The sequence below is a fragment of the Bradyrhizobium sp. RD5-C2 genome (assembly GCF_019972155.1).
GTDB lineage: Bacteria > Pseudomonadota > Alphaproteobacteria > Rhizobiales > Xanthobacteraceae > Bradyrhizobium.
In genome coordinates, this window is record NZ_BOVL01000005.1 from 392020 (window position 1) to 407665 (window position 15646).

General features: G+C 64.8%; 13 protein-coding genes. 9 read left to right on the forward strand and 4 right to left on the reverse strand.

All coding sequences use genetic code 11. The features are described 5' to 3' along the window. The first annotated feature begins 16 nt into the window (after positions 1–16). The 5 genes from BraRD5C2_RS04115 to BraRD5C2_RS04135 all read left to right on the forward strand — a co-directional run bounded on the left by BraRD5C2_RS04115 (position 17) and on the right by BraRD5C2_RS04135 (position 4329). A complete protein-coding gene (locus tag BraRD5C2_RS04115) occupies positions 17–934 on the forward strand; it encodes an amino acid ABC transporter substrate-binding protein (protein ID WP_223967030.1) in 918 nt (305 codons plus the stop codon). 152 nt (positions 935–1086) lie between these two features. Then, entirely contained in the window at positions 1087–1818 is a 732-nt protein-coding gene (locus BraRD5C2_RS04120) for an amino acid ABC transporter permease (protein ID WP_223967032.1), read from the forward strand. Positions 1819–1820: 2 nt separating this feature from the next. Beyond that, the gene (locus BraRD5C2_RS04125; RefSeq protein WP_223967034.1) at positions 1821–2513 is read left to right on the forward strand and encodes an amino acid ABC transporter permease; all 693 of its coding nucleotides are present in this window, start codon (positions 1821–1823) and stop codon (positions 2511–2513) included. An 18-nt stretch (positions 2514–2531) separates the two neighbouring features. Beyond that, the gene (locus BraRD5C2_RS04130; protein WP_223967036.1) at positions 2532–3263 is read left to right on the forward strand and encodes an amino acid ABC transporter ATP-binding protein; all 732 of its coding nucleotides are present in this window, start codon (positions 2532–2534) and stop codon (positions 3261–3263) included. A 205-nt stretch (positions 3264–3468) separates the two neighbouring features. Continuing rightward, positions 3469–4329, forward strand: a complete 861-nt coding sequence (locus tag BraRD5C2_RS04135; RefSeq protein WP_223967037.1) for a D-amino-acid transaminase — start codon at positions 3469–3471, stop codon at positions 4327–4329. A gap of 150 nt (positions 4330–4479) precedes the next feature. On the opposite strand, the gene BraRD5C2_RS04140 is transcribed toward BraRD5C2_RS04135, so the two are convergent. The 3 genes from BraRD5C2_RS04140 to BraRD5C2_RS04150 form a co-directional block, all read right to left on the reverse strand. After that, positions 4480–4938 carry a carboxymuconolactone decarboxylase family protein gene (locus BraRD5C2_RS04140; RefSeq protein WP_223967038.1) on the reverse strand — a complete coding sequence of 153 codons (459 nt, stop codon included), beginning with the start codon at positions 4936–4938 and terminating at the stop codon, positions 4480–4482. Positions 4939–4974: 36 nt separating this feature from the next. Continuing rightward, the gene (locus BraRD5C2_RS04145) at positions 4975–6594 is read right to left on the reverse strand and encodes an MDR family MFS transporter (protein ID WP_223967039.1); all 1620 of its coding nucleotides are present in this window, start codon (positions 6592–6594) and stop codon (positions 4975–4977) included. A gap of 223 nt (positions 6595–6817) precedes the next feature. Next, positions 6818–7966 (reverse strand): HlyD family secretion protein, encoded by a 1149-nt coding sequence (locus BraRD5C2_RS04150; protein WP_223967040.1) that lies wholly within the window; start codon positions 7964–7966, stop codon positions 6818–6820. 142 nt (positions 7967–8108) lie between these two features. Here BraRD5C2_RS04150 and BraRD5C2_RS04155 point away from each other — a divergent pair, with 142 nt between their 5' ends. From BraRD5C2_RS04155 to mctP, 4 genes are all read left to right on the forward strand, one after another. Continuing rightward, entirely contained in the window at positions 8109–9020 is a 912-nt protein-coding gene (locus tag BraRD5C2_RS04155; RefSeq protein ID WP_223967041.1) for a LysR family transcriptional regulator, read from the forward strand. A 273-nt stretch (positions 9021–9293) separates the two neighbouring features. After that, positions 9294–10265 carry a tripartite tricarboxylate transporter substrate binding protein gene (locus tag BraRD5C2_RS04160; RefSeq protein WP_223967042.1) on the forward strand — a complete coding sequence of 324 codons (972 nt, stop codon included), beginning with the start codon at positions 9294–9296 and terminating at the stop codon, positions 10263–10265. A gap of 149 nt (positions 10266–10414) precedes the next feature. After that, the gene (locus tag BraRD5C2_RS04165; protein ID WP_223967043.1) at positions 10415–10600 is read left to right on the forward strand and encodes a DUF3311 domain-containing protein; all 186 of its coding nucleotides are present in this window, start codon (positions 10415–10417) and stop codon (positions 10598–10600) included. A 10-nt stretch (positions 10601–10610) separates the two neighbouring features. Then, on the forward strand, positions 10611–12101 hold the full coding sequence (mctP, locus tag BraRD5C2_RS04170; protein ID WP_223967044.1) for a monocarboxylate uptake permease MctP: 1491 nt from the start codon (positions 10611–10613) through the stop codon (positions 12099–12101). On the opposite strand, the gene BraRD5C2_RS04175 is transcribed toward mctP, so the two are convergent. Further along, positions 12072–15548: an indolepyruvate ferredoxin oxidoreductase family protein gene (locus BraRD5C2_RS04175; protein WP_223967045.1), complete on the reverse strand. Its 3477-nt coding sequence runs from the start codon at positions 15546–15548 to the stop codon at positions 12072–12074. The two genes, mctP and BraRD5C2_RS04175, sit on opposite strands and share 30 nt — an antisense overlap. Positions 15549–15646 lie beyond the last annotated feature (98 nt).

Sequence of the window (15646 nt, forward strand, 5' to 3'; positions counted from 1 at the left end):
ACGAAGGAGTAGACGTATGACATCCAAATATCTGATCGGCTTCGCGCTCGCCGCCGCGCTCGGCGCGAGCCAGGCGCAGGCCGAGGAGCTGACGGGCACCCTGAAGAACATCAAGGACACCGGCGCGATCACGCTCGGCTACCGCGATTCCTCGATCCCGTTCTCCTATCTCGACGACAACCAGAAGCCCGTCGGCTACGCGATGGACATCTGCTACAAGATCGTCGATGCCGTGAAGAAGGAGCTGAAGCTCGACAAGCTCGAGGTCAAGCTCAACCCGGTGACCTCGGCGACGCGTATTCCGCTGATGGCCAATGGCACCGTCGACCTCGAATGCGGATCGACCACCAACAATGCAGAGCGCCAGAAGCAGGTCTCCTTCACCAACTCGCACTTCCTGACCGCGAGCCGCTACGTCACCAAGAAGGCGAACAAGATCAACTCGATCGACGACCTCAAGGGCAAGACGGTGGTTTCGACCGCCGGCACCACCAACATCAAGCAGCTCACCGAAGCCAACCTCGCGCGTGGGCTAAGCGTCAATATCATCCCGGCCAAGGATCATGCCGAGGCCTTCCTAATGGTCGAGACCGATCGCGCGGTCGCCTTCGTGATGGACGACATCCTGCTCGCGAGCCTCGTCGCCGGCTCGAAGTCGCCGGACGACTACGTGATCTCAAAGGACGCGTTCTCCAAGCCGGAGCCGTACGGCATCATGCTGCGCAAGGATGACGCGCCGTTCAAGAAGGTCGTCGACGCCGCCACCGCAGCGCTCTACACCAGCGGCGAGGGCCAGAAGATCTACGACAAGTGGTTCACCCAGAAGATCCCGCCGAAGGGCCTCAATCTCAACTCGCCGGCTGGACCGGAGATGAAGAAGCAGTTTGCGAAGCCGTCGGACTCGCCGGATCCGGATGCCTATCTGGTGAACTGATCGCAGTGCTGCGCATGACCCGTCGCCGTTCGGCGGCGGGTCCCGAAAATAAGCGTGTCCGGCCATTTTGGAGGAGAATGGCCGGACATTTGCATAGACGCCGCGCGTGATGTCGGCGTAATGCGTGATCGGCGCGAGAGCGCGGGGGACCTGTGAACTACAATTGGAACTGGCACATCTTTCTCGAGCCGAACCCGATGGGGACCGGCACCTATCTCGACCTGCTGCTGTCGGGACTGGTGGTCACCATCAAGGTGTCGGTGCTCGCCTGGATTATCGCGCTGGTCTCCGGCACGGTGATCGGCGTGCTGCGCACGCTGCCGTCGCGGACGGCGTCGTGGATCGGCTTCTGCTGGGTCGAGTTCTTCCGCAACATGCCGCTGCTGGTGCAGCTGTTCCTGTGGTTCTTTGTGCTGCCCGAGCTGTTGCCGAAATCCGCCGGGCTGTGGCTGAAGCAATTGCCGAACGCGCCGTTCTGGACCGCCGCGGTTGGCGTCGGCCTCTTCATGTCGGCGCGCGTCGCCGTGCAATTGCAGGCCGGCATCGGCTCGCTCCCGCGTGGCCAGAAGCAGGCTTCGACCGCGCTCGGCCTCACCACGGTGCAGACCTATCGCTACGTGCTGCTGCCAATGGCGTTCCGCATCATCCTGCCGCCGCTGACCTCCGAATTCCTCAACACCATCAAGAACAGCGCGGTCGCGATCACCATCGGCCTGATCGAACTGACCGGCCAGGCGCGTTCGATGCAGGAATTCTCGTTCCAGGTGTTCGAGGCGTTCACCGCGGCAACCGTGCTCTATCTTCTTCTCAATTTCGTCGTGGTCACCGCGATGCGCTTCCTCGAGCGTTATGTCGCGATCCCCGGCTACATCACGGGCAAATAACGATGCTCGGCAATCTCGATTTCGACGTCATCCGCCGCTCGCTGCCTTATCTATTCTTCGAAGGGATGCGCTTCACGCTGACCTTGACGGCGCTCGCGGCATTCGGCGGCCTCGTGTTCGGCACCCTGATCGCCCTGATGCGATTGTCGAGCTACAAGGTGCTCGGGCGCATCGCGGGCTTCTATGTCGACTTCATCCGCTCGCTGCCGCTGGTGCTGGTGATCTTCTGGTTCTACTTCCTGGTGCCTTACATCGGGCAGTGGCTGACCGGCGCGTCGCGGCCGATCTCGGTCGGCGCCTTCGCCTCCTCGCTGATTACCTTCGTCGCATTCGAGGCTGCGTATTTCTCCGAGATCATGCGCGCCGGCATCCAGTCGATCTCGAAGGGTCAGCCGGCCGCGGCCAGCGCGCTCGGCCTGACCTACGCGCAGTCGATGCGCTACATCGTGCTGCCGCAGGCGTTCCGCAACATGCTGCCGGTGCTGCTGACGCAGACCATCGTGCTGTTCCAGGACACCTCGCTGGTCTACGTGCTGTCGATCCCGGATTTCCTCGGCGCCGCCAGCAAGGTCGCGCAGCGCGACGGCCGCCTGGTCGAAATGTACCTGTTCGCCGCGCTGGTCTACTTCGTCATTTCCTGTGTCGCGTCTTTCGGCGTCCGCCGCCTGCAGTCGCGGATCGCCATTGTTCGCTGAACAACAAGCTGAGCCATCATGATCGAGATCAATCACGTCAATAAATGGTACGGGCCGACCTTCCAGGTGCTGAAGGACTGCACCACCAGCGTCGCCAAGGGCGAGGTGGTCGTGGTCTGCGGCCCGTCCGGCTCGGGCAAGTCGACCCTGATCAAATGCGTCAACGCGCTGGAGCCGATTCAGGACGGCGACATCACGCTCGACGGCATCAAGGTCAACGATCCGAAGACCAACCTGCCCAAGCTGCGCTCCCGCGTCGGCATGGTGTTCCAGCACTTCGAGCTGTTCCCGCATCTGCGCATCATCGACAATCTCCGCCTCGCGCAGGAGAAGGTGCTCGGGCGCAAGCATGACGATGCCACCGCCAAGGGCATGAAGCTCCTGGAGCGCGTCGGGCTGACGGACCACGCCAAGAAGTTTCCCGCCGAATTGTCCGGCGGTCAGCAGCAGCGCGTCGCGATTGCCCGCGCGCTGGCGATGGACCCGATCGCGATGCTGTTCGACGAGCCGACCTCGGCGCTCGACCCGGAGATGATCAGCGAGGTGCTCGATGTCATGGTCGACCTCGCCCGCGAGGGCATGACCATGATGGTGGTGACCCACGAGATGGGCTTTGCCAACAAGGTCGCCGACCGCGTCATCTTCATGGACCGCGGCGAGATCGTCGAGGACGCCAAGAAGGCCGATTTCTTCGGCACGCCGCGCAGCGACCGCGCGCAGAAGTTCCTGTCGAAGATCTTGCAGCATTAGGGCTGAGGCGCCAGCCTCCCCCATCGTCATTCCGGGGCGCCTCGCAGAGGCGAGCCCGGAATCCATAACCACCATCGTGAGTATGGATTCCGGGCTCGCGCCAAGTGGCGCTCCCCGGAATGACGTCCGGTGAGGGTTTTCCCCCGTTAACAATTTGCGTATACGAAGGCCTGAAAACCCGTCCTTCGTCCGCAGGAGAACTCGCGTGGAAAAGATCGCTTACGTCAACGGCTCGTTCGTGCCGCATTCGGAGGCCAAGGTCTCGGTGTTCGACCGCGGATTCCTGTTCGCCGACGGCATCTACGAGGTGGCGGCGGTGCTCGAGGGCAAGCTGATCGACAACGCCTCGCATCTGGCGCGGCTGAAGCGCTCGGTCGGCGAGATCCAGCTTGCGCTCCCCGAGACGCTGGAGCGGATCGAGGAGATCCAGAAGGAACTGGTCAAGCGCAACGACCTCGTCAACGGCATGGTCTATCTCGAGGTCACCCGCGGCGCCGACAAGGGGCGCGACTTCGCCTTCCCGAAGGCCGACGTCAAGCCGACCCTTGTGATGTTCACCTCGGAAAAGGACATCATCAACGCGCCGTCGGCCAAGACCGGCATCAACGTCATCACGGTGCCCGACATCCGCTGGGAGCGGCGCGACATCAAGAGCGTGGCGCTCTTGGCACAGGTGCTGGCCAAGCAGGCTGCCGCCGCGGCCGGCGCCGGCGAAGCCTGGATGATCGAGGACGGCAAGGTCACCGAGGGCGGCTCGTCCTCGTCCTTCATCGTCACCCAGGACGACGTCATCGTGACCCGGCAGAACGGCAACGAGATCCTGCCCGGCTGCACCCGCAAGGCGGTGGTCAAGCTCGCCGAGGAACGTCAGCTGCGCATCGAGGAGCGCGCCTTCACGGTTGAGGAAGCGCTTGCCGCCAAGGAAGCCTTCATCACCAGCGCCTCGGTGTTCGTGCAGGGCGTGGTCGCGATCGACGGCAAGCAGGTCGGCAGCGGCAAGGTCGGCCCGATCACCGACCGCCTGCGCGAAATCTATGTCGAGTTCGCCCGCGCGACGGCGGTTTGAACTATCCCCATTCGCGCTGTCATCGCCCGGCTCGACCGGGCGATCCAGTATTCCAGAGACCGCGGCGCTTGAGCCGAGGGGCAGCGGCGTACTGGATGCCCCGCATGAAGCGGGGCATGACAGTGGAGTGTATGGCGGACAGTATCGCCCTCACGCTGCGACCTTCACCTTCACCGGATGCACCGCGCGGAAGCCGATCGCGATCCGGTTCCAGGCGTTGATCGCGCCGATCAGCGTGGTCAGGTTGACCAGCTCGCTGTCGGTGAACTGCGCGCGCACCGCCTCGTAGTCGGCGTCGGGCGCATGCGTCTCTGCAACCAGCGTCAGCGCTTCGGTCCAGGCCAGCGCCGCGCGCTCGCGCTCGCTGTAGAGCGGCGACTCGCGCCAGGCGTTGAGTAGATAGAGCCGCTGCTCGGTCTCGCCATGCTTGCGGGCGTTCTCGGTGTGCATGTTGATGCAGTAGGCGCAGCCGTTGATCTGCGAGGCGCGGGTCTTGACCAGCTCGATTAGCGACTGCTCGAGGCCGCTCGCCGTGATCTGGCCTTCGACCGCAACCAGCGCTTTGATCGTCTCGGGGGCGGCCTGGTAGAAATTCATGCGGGGTTTCATGGTCGTTCTCCTTGGTTATGGGTTCAGCAAAAAGAGCTAGTGCGCACCGCCGCCGCCCGCGAGCTGGCCCGGCTTCTTCAGGAACAGCGCCGCCACCAGCGCGACGATCAGCGCCACGCCGAGCAGATAGAAGGTGTCGCTGAAGGCGAGGATGTAGGCCTGCTTCTGCACGACATTGCCGATCGCAGCGATTGCGCGGTGGGCGGCGGCGGCCGGATCGGCAACGCCGTGGTTCAGGAAATACTGGGTCAATCCCTCAATCCGCGTTCGGGTTGCCTGTTCCAGCATCGAGACCGACTGCATCAGCACGTTGGAGTGATACTGCTCGCGCTTGGTCAGCAGCGTCTGCAGCGCGGCGATGCCGATGGCGCCGCCGAGGTTGCGCATCATGTTGAACAACGCCGACGCCGATCCGGCATTCTCCGCCTCAATTCCGGCCGTCGCAACCGCCGACAGCGGCGCGAATGCCAGCGCCTGACCGACGGCGCGGACGACGTTCGGCCAAAGCAGCTGATCGGCCGCATAGTCGTTGGTCATGTAGATGTTCATGAAGTTGGAACCGGCGAACAGCGCAAATCCGATGCCGATGACGATGCGCGGGTCGAAGCGCTGCATCAGCCGCGGCACCAGCGGGATCAGCACGAGCTGCGGCAGGCCGGTCCAGGCTAGCACCATGCCGATCTGCTCGGCGTTGTAGCCCTGGATGCGCGACAGATATTGCGGCAAGATGAACACCGAGCCGTACAGCGCGATGCCGAGCAGGAAGTTGGCCAGCATGCCAAAGCCGAAATTGCGGCGGGCGAGCAGGCGCAGATTGAGCAGCGGCTTCTCGACGGTGAACTCGACGATCAGGAAGGCGACCAGCGCCACGGCTGCGATCACCGACAGGCGGACGATGAAGGGCGAGCCGAACCAGTCGTCCTTGTTGCCCTCTTCCAGCACGGTCTGCAGCGCGGCAAGCCCGATCGCCATGGTGATGATGCCGAGCCAGTCGCCCTGGCGGATCAGCGACAGCTTCATCGGGCTCGGATCGAGCGAGACGTACAGCATCGCGATCATCACGGCGCCGGGCACCAGATTGACATAGAAGATGTACTGCCAGCCCCAGTTCTCGGTGAGATAGCCGCCGATGGTCGGGCCGATCGCCGGCGCGAAGGTCGCCGACAGCGCGAACAGCGCCAGCCCGATCGGCTGCTTTGCCTTCGGCAGCAGCGTGATGATCAGCGTGAATGCCATCGGGATCAGCACGCCGCCGGTGAAGCCCTGCACGGCGCGCAGCGCGATCATCTGCGGCAGGTCCTGCGCCAGCGCGCAGGCGCCCGAGAACACCAGGAACAGGAACGCATTGGTGAGCAAATAGATGCGCACCGAGAACACCTGCGCGAGCCAGCCGGACAGCGGGATCACCACGATCTCGGCGATCAAATAGGAGGTCGAGATCCAGCCGCCGTCATCGATGCCGGCGCCAATGCCGCCTTGAATGTCGGCAAGCGAGGCGTTGACGATCTGGATGTTGAGCACCGCCATGAACGCGCCGAGCGTGGCGCCGACCACCGCGATCCAGGTCTTGGTCGGGATCGCGGGTGCGGCGGATGCTGCGGAGGCAGGGAGGTTCGCAGCGTCGGCTGCATTAGCGGTGGGCTGGAGCGCGGTCATCGGGGTGGTCCTTGCTTGCCCGCACAACATGGATTAGGCGGCCGGTTTCGATAATCCGGGAAAGACGGAAAGGATTGTCCGGCGACGGTTGATAATCGACGGCCGTTGCCGTTAAGGGAGCCCTTCCGCCGGTGATCGCGGCACGAAGGAGAGGCGCAGCAAAACGCGATCGACCACCGAGTGGGTGATCGATCGCGCGTAGCAGGACGTTGGTCGTTGAACGCTAGCCTCCGCTCGCCCGCGTCGCCGACGCAAGCCGCCGCTTCTCTTCCCGCTCGGCCAGCACGGTCGCCTTGGTGTTGACGGTCGGGATTGCCGACATGCCCGGCCGCAGCAGGCCGGTGAGGCTGTGATCGTCGAGCACGATCTTCACCGGCACGCGCTGCACGATCTTGGTGAAGTTACCGGTGGCATTGTCGGGCGGCAGCAGCGCGAATTCGAGGCCGCTGGCCGGCGACAGGCTGTCGACATGGCCCTTCAGCGTGGTGCCGTGAAAACTGTCGACGGTGAGTTCGACCGGCTGGCCGTTCCGCACATGGGTCAGCTGCGTCTCCTTGAAATTGGCGACCACATAGACCGCATCGAGCGGCACCACGGCCATCAGCTGGGTGCCGGCCTGCACGTATTGGCCGACGCGGAGCGTGCGGGCGCCGACCGTGCCGTCGACCGGCGCGGTGATCCGCGCGTAGGACAGGTTCAGCTCGGCCTGCTGCTCGACCGCGCGGGCCCCGTCGGCCTGCGCGACAGCCTGGGCGCGCTGCGTGGTCAGCACGTCGACCTTGCGCTGCGCCGCCGACAGCGCCGACTTGGCGTGCTGCAGCTGCGCCGTATTGCTGCGCAGCGCGGCGTCAGTCTGCTGCGCGCGTTGAATGGTGCCGGAACCGGACTTCATCAGCCCGTCGTAGCGGCTCTGCTCTTCCTGGGCGAATTTCAGATTGGCTTCGGCGGCTTCGACATCGGCGGTGCTCTGGTCGATGATCGGCTGTTGCAGCTCGAGCTGGGCATCGAGGTTGCGCACCGAGGCATCGGCGGCGTCGACGTCGGCCTTGGCCTGGCCGAGCGCGGTGCGGTAGTCGCGGTCGTCGATCTCGGCCAGCAGCTGGCCGGCCTTCACCGGCTGGTTGTCGGTCACCAGCACGCGGGCGATGTAGCCCGACACTTTCGGGGCGATGATCGTGGAGTCCGCCTTCACATAGGCGTCGTCGGTGGATTCGAGGTAGCGGCCGGTGGTGAGGTAGTCGTAGCCGAAGTCGCTGGCCACGGCGACGCCGAGCACGGCGGCGAGCCCGAGCGCCACCCGCTTGACCGTCCGCCGCGATGGGCGGAGGCCGATTTTGGCTGATTCTTCAGGGATATAGGTCGTAGTCGACATGATTGTCTCCTGGCCGAACATTCGCGTCCTTCCAGAAAGGGCGCCGGATACGGCCCTTAGATGCAATGTCCTCCCCGCTGTGATAATCCCGATAAAACTGGAAGCATTATCAAGCCAGCGCTGATAATCCGGACCTTGTTACATGGATCGCCTGACCAGTTTGACCGCCTTCGTCCGGGTCGTGGATTCCGGCGGCTTTTCCGCCGCCGGCCGCAAGCTCAACATGTCCACCACCATGGTGAGCAACCACGTCCAGTCGCTGGAGGACCGGCTCGGCGCCCGGCTGCTCAACCGCACCACGCGCAAGGTCAGCCTCACCGAGGTCGGCCAGGCCTATTACGACCGCTGCATCCAGATCCTCGCCGACATCGAGCAGGCCGACGAGGTCGCGGGCGCGCAGCAATCGGTGCCGCGCGGCACGCTGCGCATCTTCACCAACACCCATCTGGTCCAGTTCCTGTCGTCGACGGTGACCGGGTTCCTCGCCGCCTATCCCGAGGTCAAGGTCGACCTGATGATCGGCGAACGCTCGGCCGACCTGCTCGACGAAAATTTCGATCTCGCCGTGCAGATGATCCCGCCGCGCGATTCCGCGCTGATCGTGCGCCGCATCGCCACCTGGCGGCACGTGTTGTGCTGTTCGCATGATTACGTCGAGGCGCACGGCAAGCCGGAGCTGCTCGCCGACCTCGCGACCCGCAACTGCGTTCGCCATATCAACTACCCGTTCGGCGACGAGTGGCATTTCGTCGACCGCAAGGGCGCGCCGGCAGCGGTGAAGGTGACGGGCAATCTCGTCTCCAACAGCGGCGAGACGCTGAAGCTCGCGGCGCTCGCCGGCGTCGGCGTGTTCCTCGCGGCGGGCTTCCTGGTCCGGGATGAACTCGAAGCGGGGAAGCTGGTTCGGCTACTGCCCGAATACCGGCCGGTCGAGCTGACGATGAACGCGATCTACCCGCACCGCCATCACCTCTCGGCGAAGGTGCGCGTCTTCATCGATCTCCTGGTGCATCACGCCACCGAGCAGCAGAAGCTGATCAATCCGTATTCGTGAGGCAGCGCGCAGGGTGGGCACGCTTGCGCGTTGCTAACGCCGCGCTGCCAATTCTATTCCCGTCATCCTGAGGTGCGAGCTCTTGCGAGCCTCGAAGGATGAATCGGCCCGGCTGCTGGCCGTCCATCCTTCGAGGCTCGCTCCGCTCGCACCTCAGGATGACGGGACCGGCAGCGCGTAGCGATTCTGCCACTTGTCATGACCGCCCGGCACTCCACGCATGGCGTTCGCGTGTATGAGAGGAACAGCTCATCTACCCGCCCGGGGCCTGCCATGCCGCTTCGCGTCCTGACTTCCATCCTGTTCGCGATCGCAGCAAATGTGCTGCTGCAGGCTCCGGCGCGCGCAGGCTATCCCGACCACATCGTGAAAATCGTGGTGCCGTTCGCGCCGGGCGGCGGCACGGATGTCGTCGCGCGCACGCTGGCGCAGGAGATGCAGAAGGATCTCGGCGTCACCGTCATTATCGAGAACAAGCCGGGGGCGGGCACCATCATCGGCACGCAAAGCGTCGCGGCCAGCCCGGCCGACGGCTACACGCTGCTGATGGCGACCTTCGCTAACGCCGTCAACCCGAGCCTCTACAGCAAGCTCCCCTACGACGCGCATAAGGACTTCGCGCCTGTGGCGCTGGTGGCACGCTCGTTCAATGTCGTCGTGGTCAATCCTGCTTCGCCGATCAAGTCGATCGCCGATCTGATCGCGGCTGCGAAGGCCGATCCGGAAAAACTGTCCTACGGCACCTATGGCACCGGCACCTCGGCGCATCTGGCCGGCGAATTGTTCAAGCATATGGCTGCTGTCAATCTGACCACCGTGCCCTACAAGGGCGCGGCGCCTGCGATCACGGACCTGATGGGCGGCCAGATCCAGGTGATGTTCACGACGGTGGCAAGCTGTGCGTCGCTGGTCGAGGCCGGTCAGCTGCGCGCGATCGGGGTGACCTCGGCTGAGCGCTCGGCATCGTTCCCGCAATTGCCGACGGTGTCCGAAGCCGGTGTGCCGGGCTATTCAGCGGAATCCTGGTACGGCCTTTACGCACCTGCGAACACGCCGCCCGACATCGTCGATCGCCTCAACAAGTCGGCGGCCAGGGCCGTGCAGGCGGAGGCCTTCAGGAAGCTCAGCGTCAATGAGGGTCTCGTGATGGTGGCATCCCCCCCGGCCGAGCTCGACCGCTACTTCACGGCTGAGGAGGCGCGCTGGCGCAAGGTGATCCAAGACGCGGGCATCAAGGCGGAGTAGGCTGCCTGCCCGGCACGGCGATCACATCTTTTTGCATCGCCATGCCGCAACCGTGATTCTAGACGCAACGAATGGTTCCTGGGGTCGTTGATGACGGGACGCCGGCAACACCGCCGGTTTGGATCAACCCTCGGGCTGGGGAGTGAGCCATGTGGATTCTGTTGCTGCTGCCGTTTATCGGCTTGCTATGGGTGCCGTTCTATAATTTCCTCGAGCCGTCGCTGTTCGGTTTTCCCTTCTTCTACTGGTACCAGCTCGCCTGGGTACCGATCTCCTCGCTGCTGATCTGGCTGGTCTATCGCAGCCGGCGGCCTGACGCCGACGAGCAGCGGTGAGGGGACAGCCATGACCGATCATATCGCCTGGGTGGCGCTCTCCGTCTTCATCTTCTTCTTCGCCCTCGTCACCGTGATGGGCTTCTTCGCGGCGCGCTGGAAATCCGGCCCGGTCAACGAGCATCTCGATGAATGGGGTCTCGGCGGCCGCCAGTTCGGCACCTGGATCACCTGGTTCCTGGTTGGCGGCGATTTCTACACCGCCTACACCGTGATCGCGGTGCCGGCGCTGGTGTATGCGGTCGGCGCCTACGGCTTCTTCGCGCTGCCCTACACCATCATCGTCTATCCCTTCGTATTCGCCGTCATGCCGGTGCTGTGGAAAAAGGCGCATGCCAACGGCTACGTCACCGCTGCGGATGTCGTGCACGGCGCCTATGGCTCGCGCAGCCTCGAGCTCGCGGTGGCGCTGACCGGCCTGGTCGCGACTATGCCCTATATCGCGTTGCAGCTGATCGGCATGGAGGTCGTGATCAAGGCGATGGGCCTGACCGGCGAACTGCCGATCATCGCCGCCTTCGTGATCCTTGCGCTGTATACCTATAGCTCCGGCCTGCGCGCGCCGGCGCTGATTGCGTTCGTCAAGGACATCATGATCTACATCGTGGTGCTGACGGCCGTGGTCGTGGTGCCCTCGAAGCTCGGCGGCTATGGCGCGGTGTTCTCGGCCGCCAACGACGCCTTCACGGCGAAGGGCGGCGCCACCGGACTGACGCTGAAGCCCGGGCAGTATCTGCCCTACGCGACGCTGGCGCTCGGTTCGGCGCTCGCCGCCTTCATGTATCCGCACACGCTGACCGGCATCTTCGCCTCGAAGTCGGCGGATACGATCCGCAAGAATGCGATCCTGCTGCCGGCCTATACGCTGCTGCTCGGCCTGATCGCGCTGCTCGGCTACATGGCCTATGCCGCTGGCATCAAGGTGACGTCGCCGAACGACGTGGTGCCGATGCTGTTCAAGACGCTGTTCCCGGAATGGTTCGCGGGCTTCGCGTTCTCCGCGATCGCGATCGGAGCGCTGGTGCCGGCGGCGGTGATGAGCATCGGCGCGGCCAATCTGTTCACCCGCAATGTCTGGAAGTCCTACGTCAATCCGGACATCTCGCATGCCGGTGAGGCGTCGGTGGCGAAGATCACGTCGCTGGTGGTGAAGGTCGGTGCGCTTGCCTTCATCCTGTTCCTGCCGACGCAATATGCGCTCGACCTGCAACTGCTCGGCGGCCTCTGGATCGTGCAGACGCTGCCGGCGTTGGTGTTCGGCCTGTTCACCCTCTGGTTCCGCGCCGAAGCGCTGTTGCTCGGCTGGGCGGTCGGCATCGGCTGGGGCACGTACACGGCGTGGAGCAACGGGCTGAAGCCGCTCGCCAGCATCTCGCTCGGCGATGCCACCTACACCTTCTATGTCGGTCTCGGCGCGCTCTTGCTCAACATCGTGGTGGCCGTGATTGCGACCGTCGTGGTCGGTCTGATCTCACCCGCCAAGCGCGGCGCGGCGGCCTGAGCCGTCGTTGGTATCTGACGGGGCGGAGGTGAGAAGCGCGGTCAGCCGCGCCACCTCCGCCCTGGTCTTCTCGATCGCGGCGTCCTTGACCGGCCCATAGCCGCGGATCTCCATCGGCGCTTTTGCGATCGCTGTGAGATCGGGCAGCCGCGCGGCATCGAGCTTGCCGAGCATCGTCTCGATCAGCGCCTCGTACCAGCCGATCAGCTCGCGCTCGGCGCGACGCTCCGCGGTGTAGCCGAATACGTCGAACGGCGTGCCGCGCAGTCTCTTGAGCCGCGCCAGCAAGCGGAATGGCGTCTGGATCCACTGGCCGAACGCGCGCTTGCGTGGCCGGCCGCGTGCATCCAGCCCTGCCGGCAGCAACGGCGGCGCGAGATGGTACTGCACCGTGAAGTCACCATCGAATTCGCGCTTGAGGGTCTCGAGGAAGCCGGTCTGCATATGCAGCCGCGCCACCTCGTACTCATCTTTGTAGGCCATCAGCTTGAACAGTGAGCGGGCGACGGCGTCGGTCAACGTCTCGTTTCCGAGCGCGGCTTCGGCGTGACGGACGCGGTCGACCGTGGCGCGATAGCGCGCGGCATAGGCCGAATCCTGATAATCCCGCAGAAAATCGGCGCGCCGCGCGATCATCTGCTCCAGCGTCTCGGGCGTGTCGCGATCGGCGTTCTCGCCCTTCGGCAAAAACTCCGGATCGGCGAACGCAATCCGGCCCCAGGCCAGCGCCTGCTTGTTGCGCTCGGTGGCGACGCCGTTCAATTCGATCGCGCGGGTCAGCGCGTCCAGCGACACCGGCACCAGGCCCTGCTGCCAGGCGAAGCCGAGCATCATGATGTTGGCGTAGACGCTGTCGCCGAGCAGCCGCTCGGCCAATGCATTGGCGTCGATCGCGGTGAGGTTGCCTGCCCCGATCACCCGCTCGATGGCGCGCAGGCGAACCGGCGAGGCGAGGTCGGCGTCGCGGAAGCGCACCACGTCGCCGGTCGGCATCTCCGCGAGGTTGACCGCGGCGCGCATCCCCTTGCGGTAGGTGCCGGACGCCTTGGCCGACGAGCTCACCACGAGATCGCAGCCGATCAGCGCGTCCGCCGCGCCCTGGTCGATCCGCACCTGGTGCAGCGCCTCGGGCAGAGCCGCGAGCCGCAGATAGCTCAGCACCGGGCCGAATTTCTGCGCGAAGCCGGTGAAGTCGAGCACCGAGACGCCGCGGCCCTCGAGATGTGCGGCCATCGCGATCAGCGCGCCGACCGTGATGACGCCGGTGCCGCCGACGCCGGTCACCAGCAAATCGTAGGGCTTGTCCAGCGGCGCGAACTCCGGCGCCGGCAGTGCGGCGGCGCGCGCCAACGGATCGATCGCGCTTGCGCCCTTCGCCCGGCGCTTCCCGCCCTCGATGGTGACGAAGCTCGGGCAGAAGCCGTTGAGGCAGGAAAAATCCTTGTTGCAGGTCGAGAGGTTGATCTTGCGCTTGCGGCCGAACGGCGTCTCCTTCGGCTCGACGCTGAGGCAGTTGGATTCCACCGAGCAGTCGCCGCAGCCTTCGCAGACGAGGTCGTTGACGTAGGCGAAACGCGCGGGATCCTTGATCGTGCCGCGCTTGCGCCGCCGCCGCTTCTCGGTGGCGCAGGTCTGCTGATAGATCAGCACGGTGACGCCGGATATCTCGCGCAGCTCGCGCTGGACGGCGTCCATCTCCTCGCGCGGGTGGATGGTGACGCCCACGGGCAGATCGGCCGGCGAGAACTGCGCGGGCTCATCCGAGACCAGCGCGATCCGCGCGACGCCTTCGGCGCGGACAGAATGCGCGATCGCTTGCACGCTGACTGGGCCGTCGACCGGCTGGCCTCCGGTCATCGCCACGGCATCGTTGAACAGGATCTTGTAGGTGATGTTGGCGTTGGCTGCGATCGCCTGGCGGATCGCCATCGAGCCGGAGTGATAGTAGGTGCCTTCGCCGAGATTCTGGAACACATGGCTGTTGCCGGTGAATTTCGACGAGGCCGCCCAGTTGACGCCTTCGCCGCCCATCTGGATCAGCGACGATGTCTCGCGATCCATCCAGCTCGCCATGAAGTGGCAGCCGATGCCGGCCAGCGCCTTGGATCCTTCGGGCACCTTGGTGGAGGTGTTGTGCGGGCAGCCCGAGCAGAAATATGGCGTCCGCGTCGCGCCGGGGACGGCGATCGTGCGATCCTGCTCCGGCCTGAGCGCGGCGACGCGGCGGGCGAGCTGCAATTCCGGAAACATCGGATCGAGCCGCCGTGCCAGCACATCTGCGAGCATCAGCGGCGACAATTCGCCGGTCCAGGAGATCAGCCGCGCGCCGGTTTCGTCGTGCTTGCCGACCATCCGCTCCGGCTTGGAGCCGGGATAGTCGTAGAAATATTCCTTGAACTGGCTCTCGATGATGCCGCGCTTCTCCTCGACCACGAGAATCTCGCGCTTGCCCTTCACGAACTCCATCGCATCATGCAGCGCCAGCGGCCACACCATGCCGACCTTGTAGATGTCGATGCCGAAGCGGCGGCATGCGGCTTCATCCAGCCCGACCAGCCGCAGCGCTTCCATCAGATCGAGATGCGCCTTGCCTGTCGTAACGATGCCGTAGGTCGCATCCCTGATGTCGTAGATGCGGCGGTCGATCGGATTGGCTTTTGCAAACGCGTAGACCGCGTGCTTCTTCGCCTCCAGCCGCTCCTCGATCTGCGGGCCCGGCAGATCCGGCCAGCGATAATGCAGTCCGCCCGGCGGCGGCACGAAATCCGGCTGTGCGAACACCCGCGGCGGCTGCAGCTCGACCGAAGCGCCGGATTCCACGATCTCCGAGATCGCCTTGAAGCCGACCCACATGCCGGAGAACCGACTGAGCGCGTAGCCATATTCGCCGAATGCGAGATATTCGCCGACATCGGCCGGATGCAGCGTCGGCATGAACCAGCTCATGAAGGCGACGTCGGATTGATGCGGCATCGAGGACGAGACGCAGCCATGGTCGTCGCCGGCCACGACCAGCACGCCGCCATGCGGCGAGGAGCCATAGGCATTGCCGTGCTTGAGCGCATCGCCCGAGCGATCGACGCCGGGGCCCTTGCCGTACCACAAGCCGAACACGCCATCGACTTCGCGATCCCGTTGGGTCTCGACCTGCTGCGAGCCGAGCACGGCGGTCGCGGCGAGGTCCTCGTTCACGGCGGGCAGGAATTCGATGCGGCTCTCCTTCAGCCGCTCGCCGATCTTCCACAGTTCGAGATCGACGCCGCCGAGCGGCGAGCCGCGATAGCCCGAGATGAAGCCCGCGGTGTTGAGGCCGCTCGCACGGTCGCGCCTGATCTGATCGAGCGCAATGCGCACGATCGCCTGCGTGCCGGTGAGGAAGACGCGGCCTCGTTCCCTGCTGTAGCGCTCGGACAGCTGGTAGGCGTCGAGCAGCGGCATCTGGCCCATGACTGACCCCTCCGGGAATCGCAATGTCTGACCAGACAAGGCTACGCCCGAGGGGGTGGTAGGTCTTACCTATCTGTTCGGCTAACGGACCACAATCG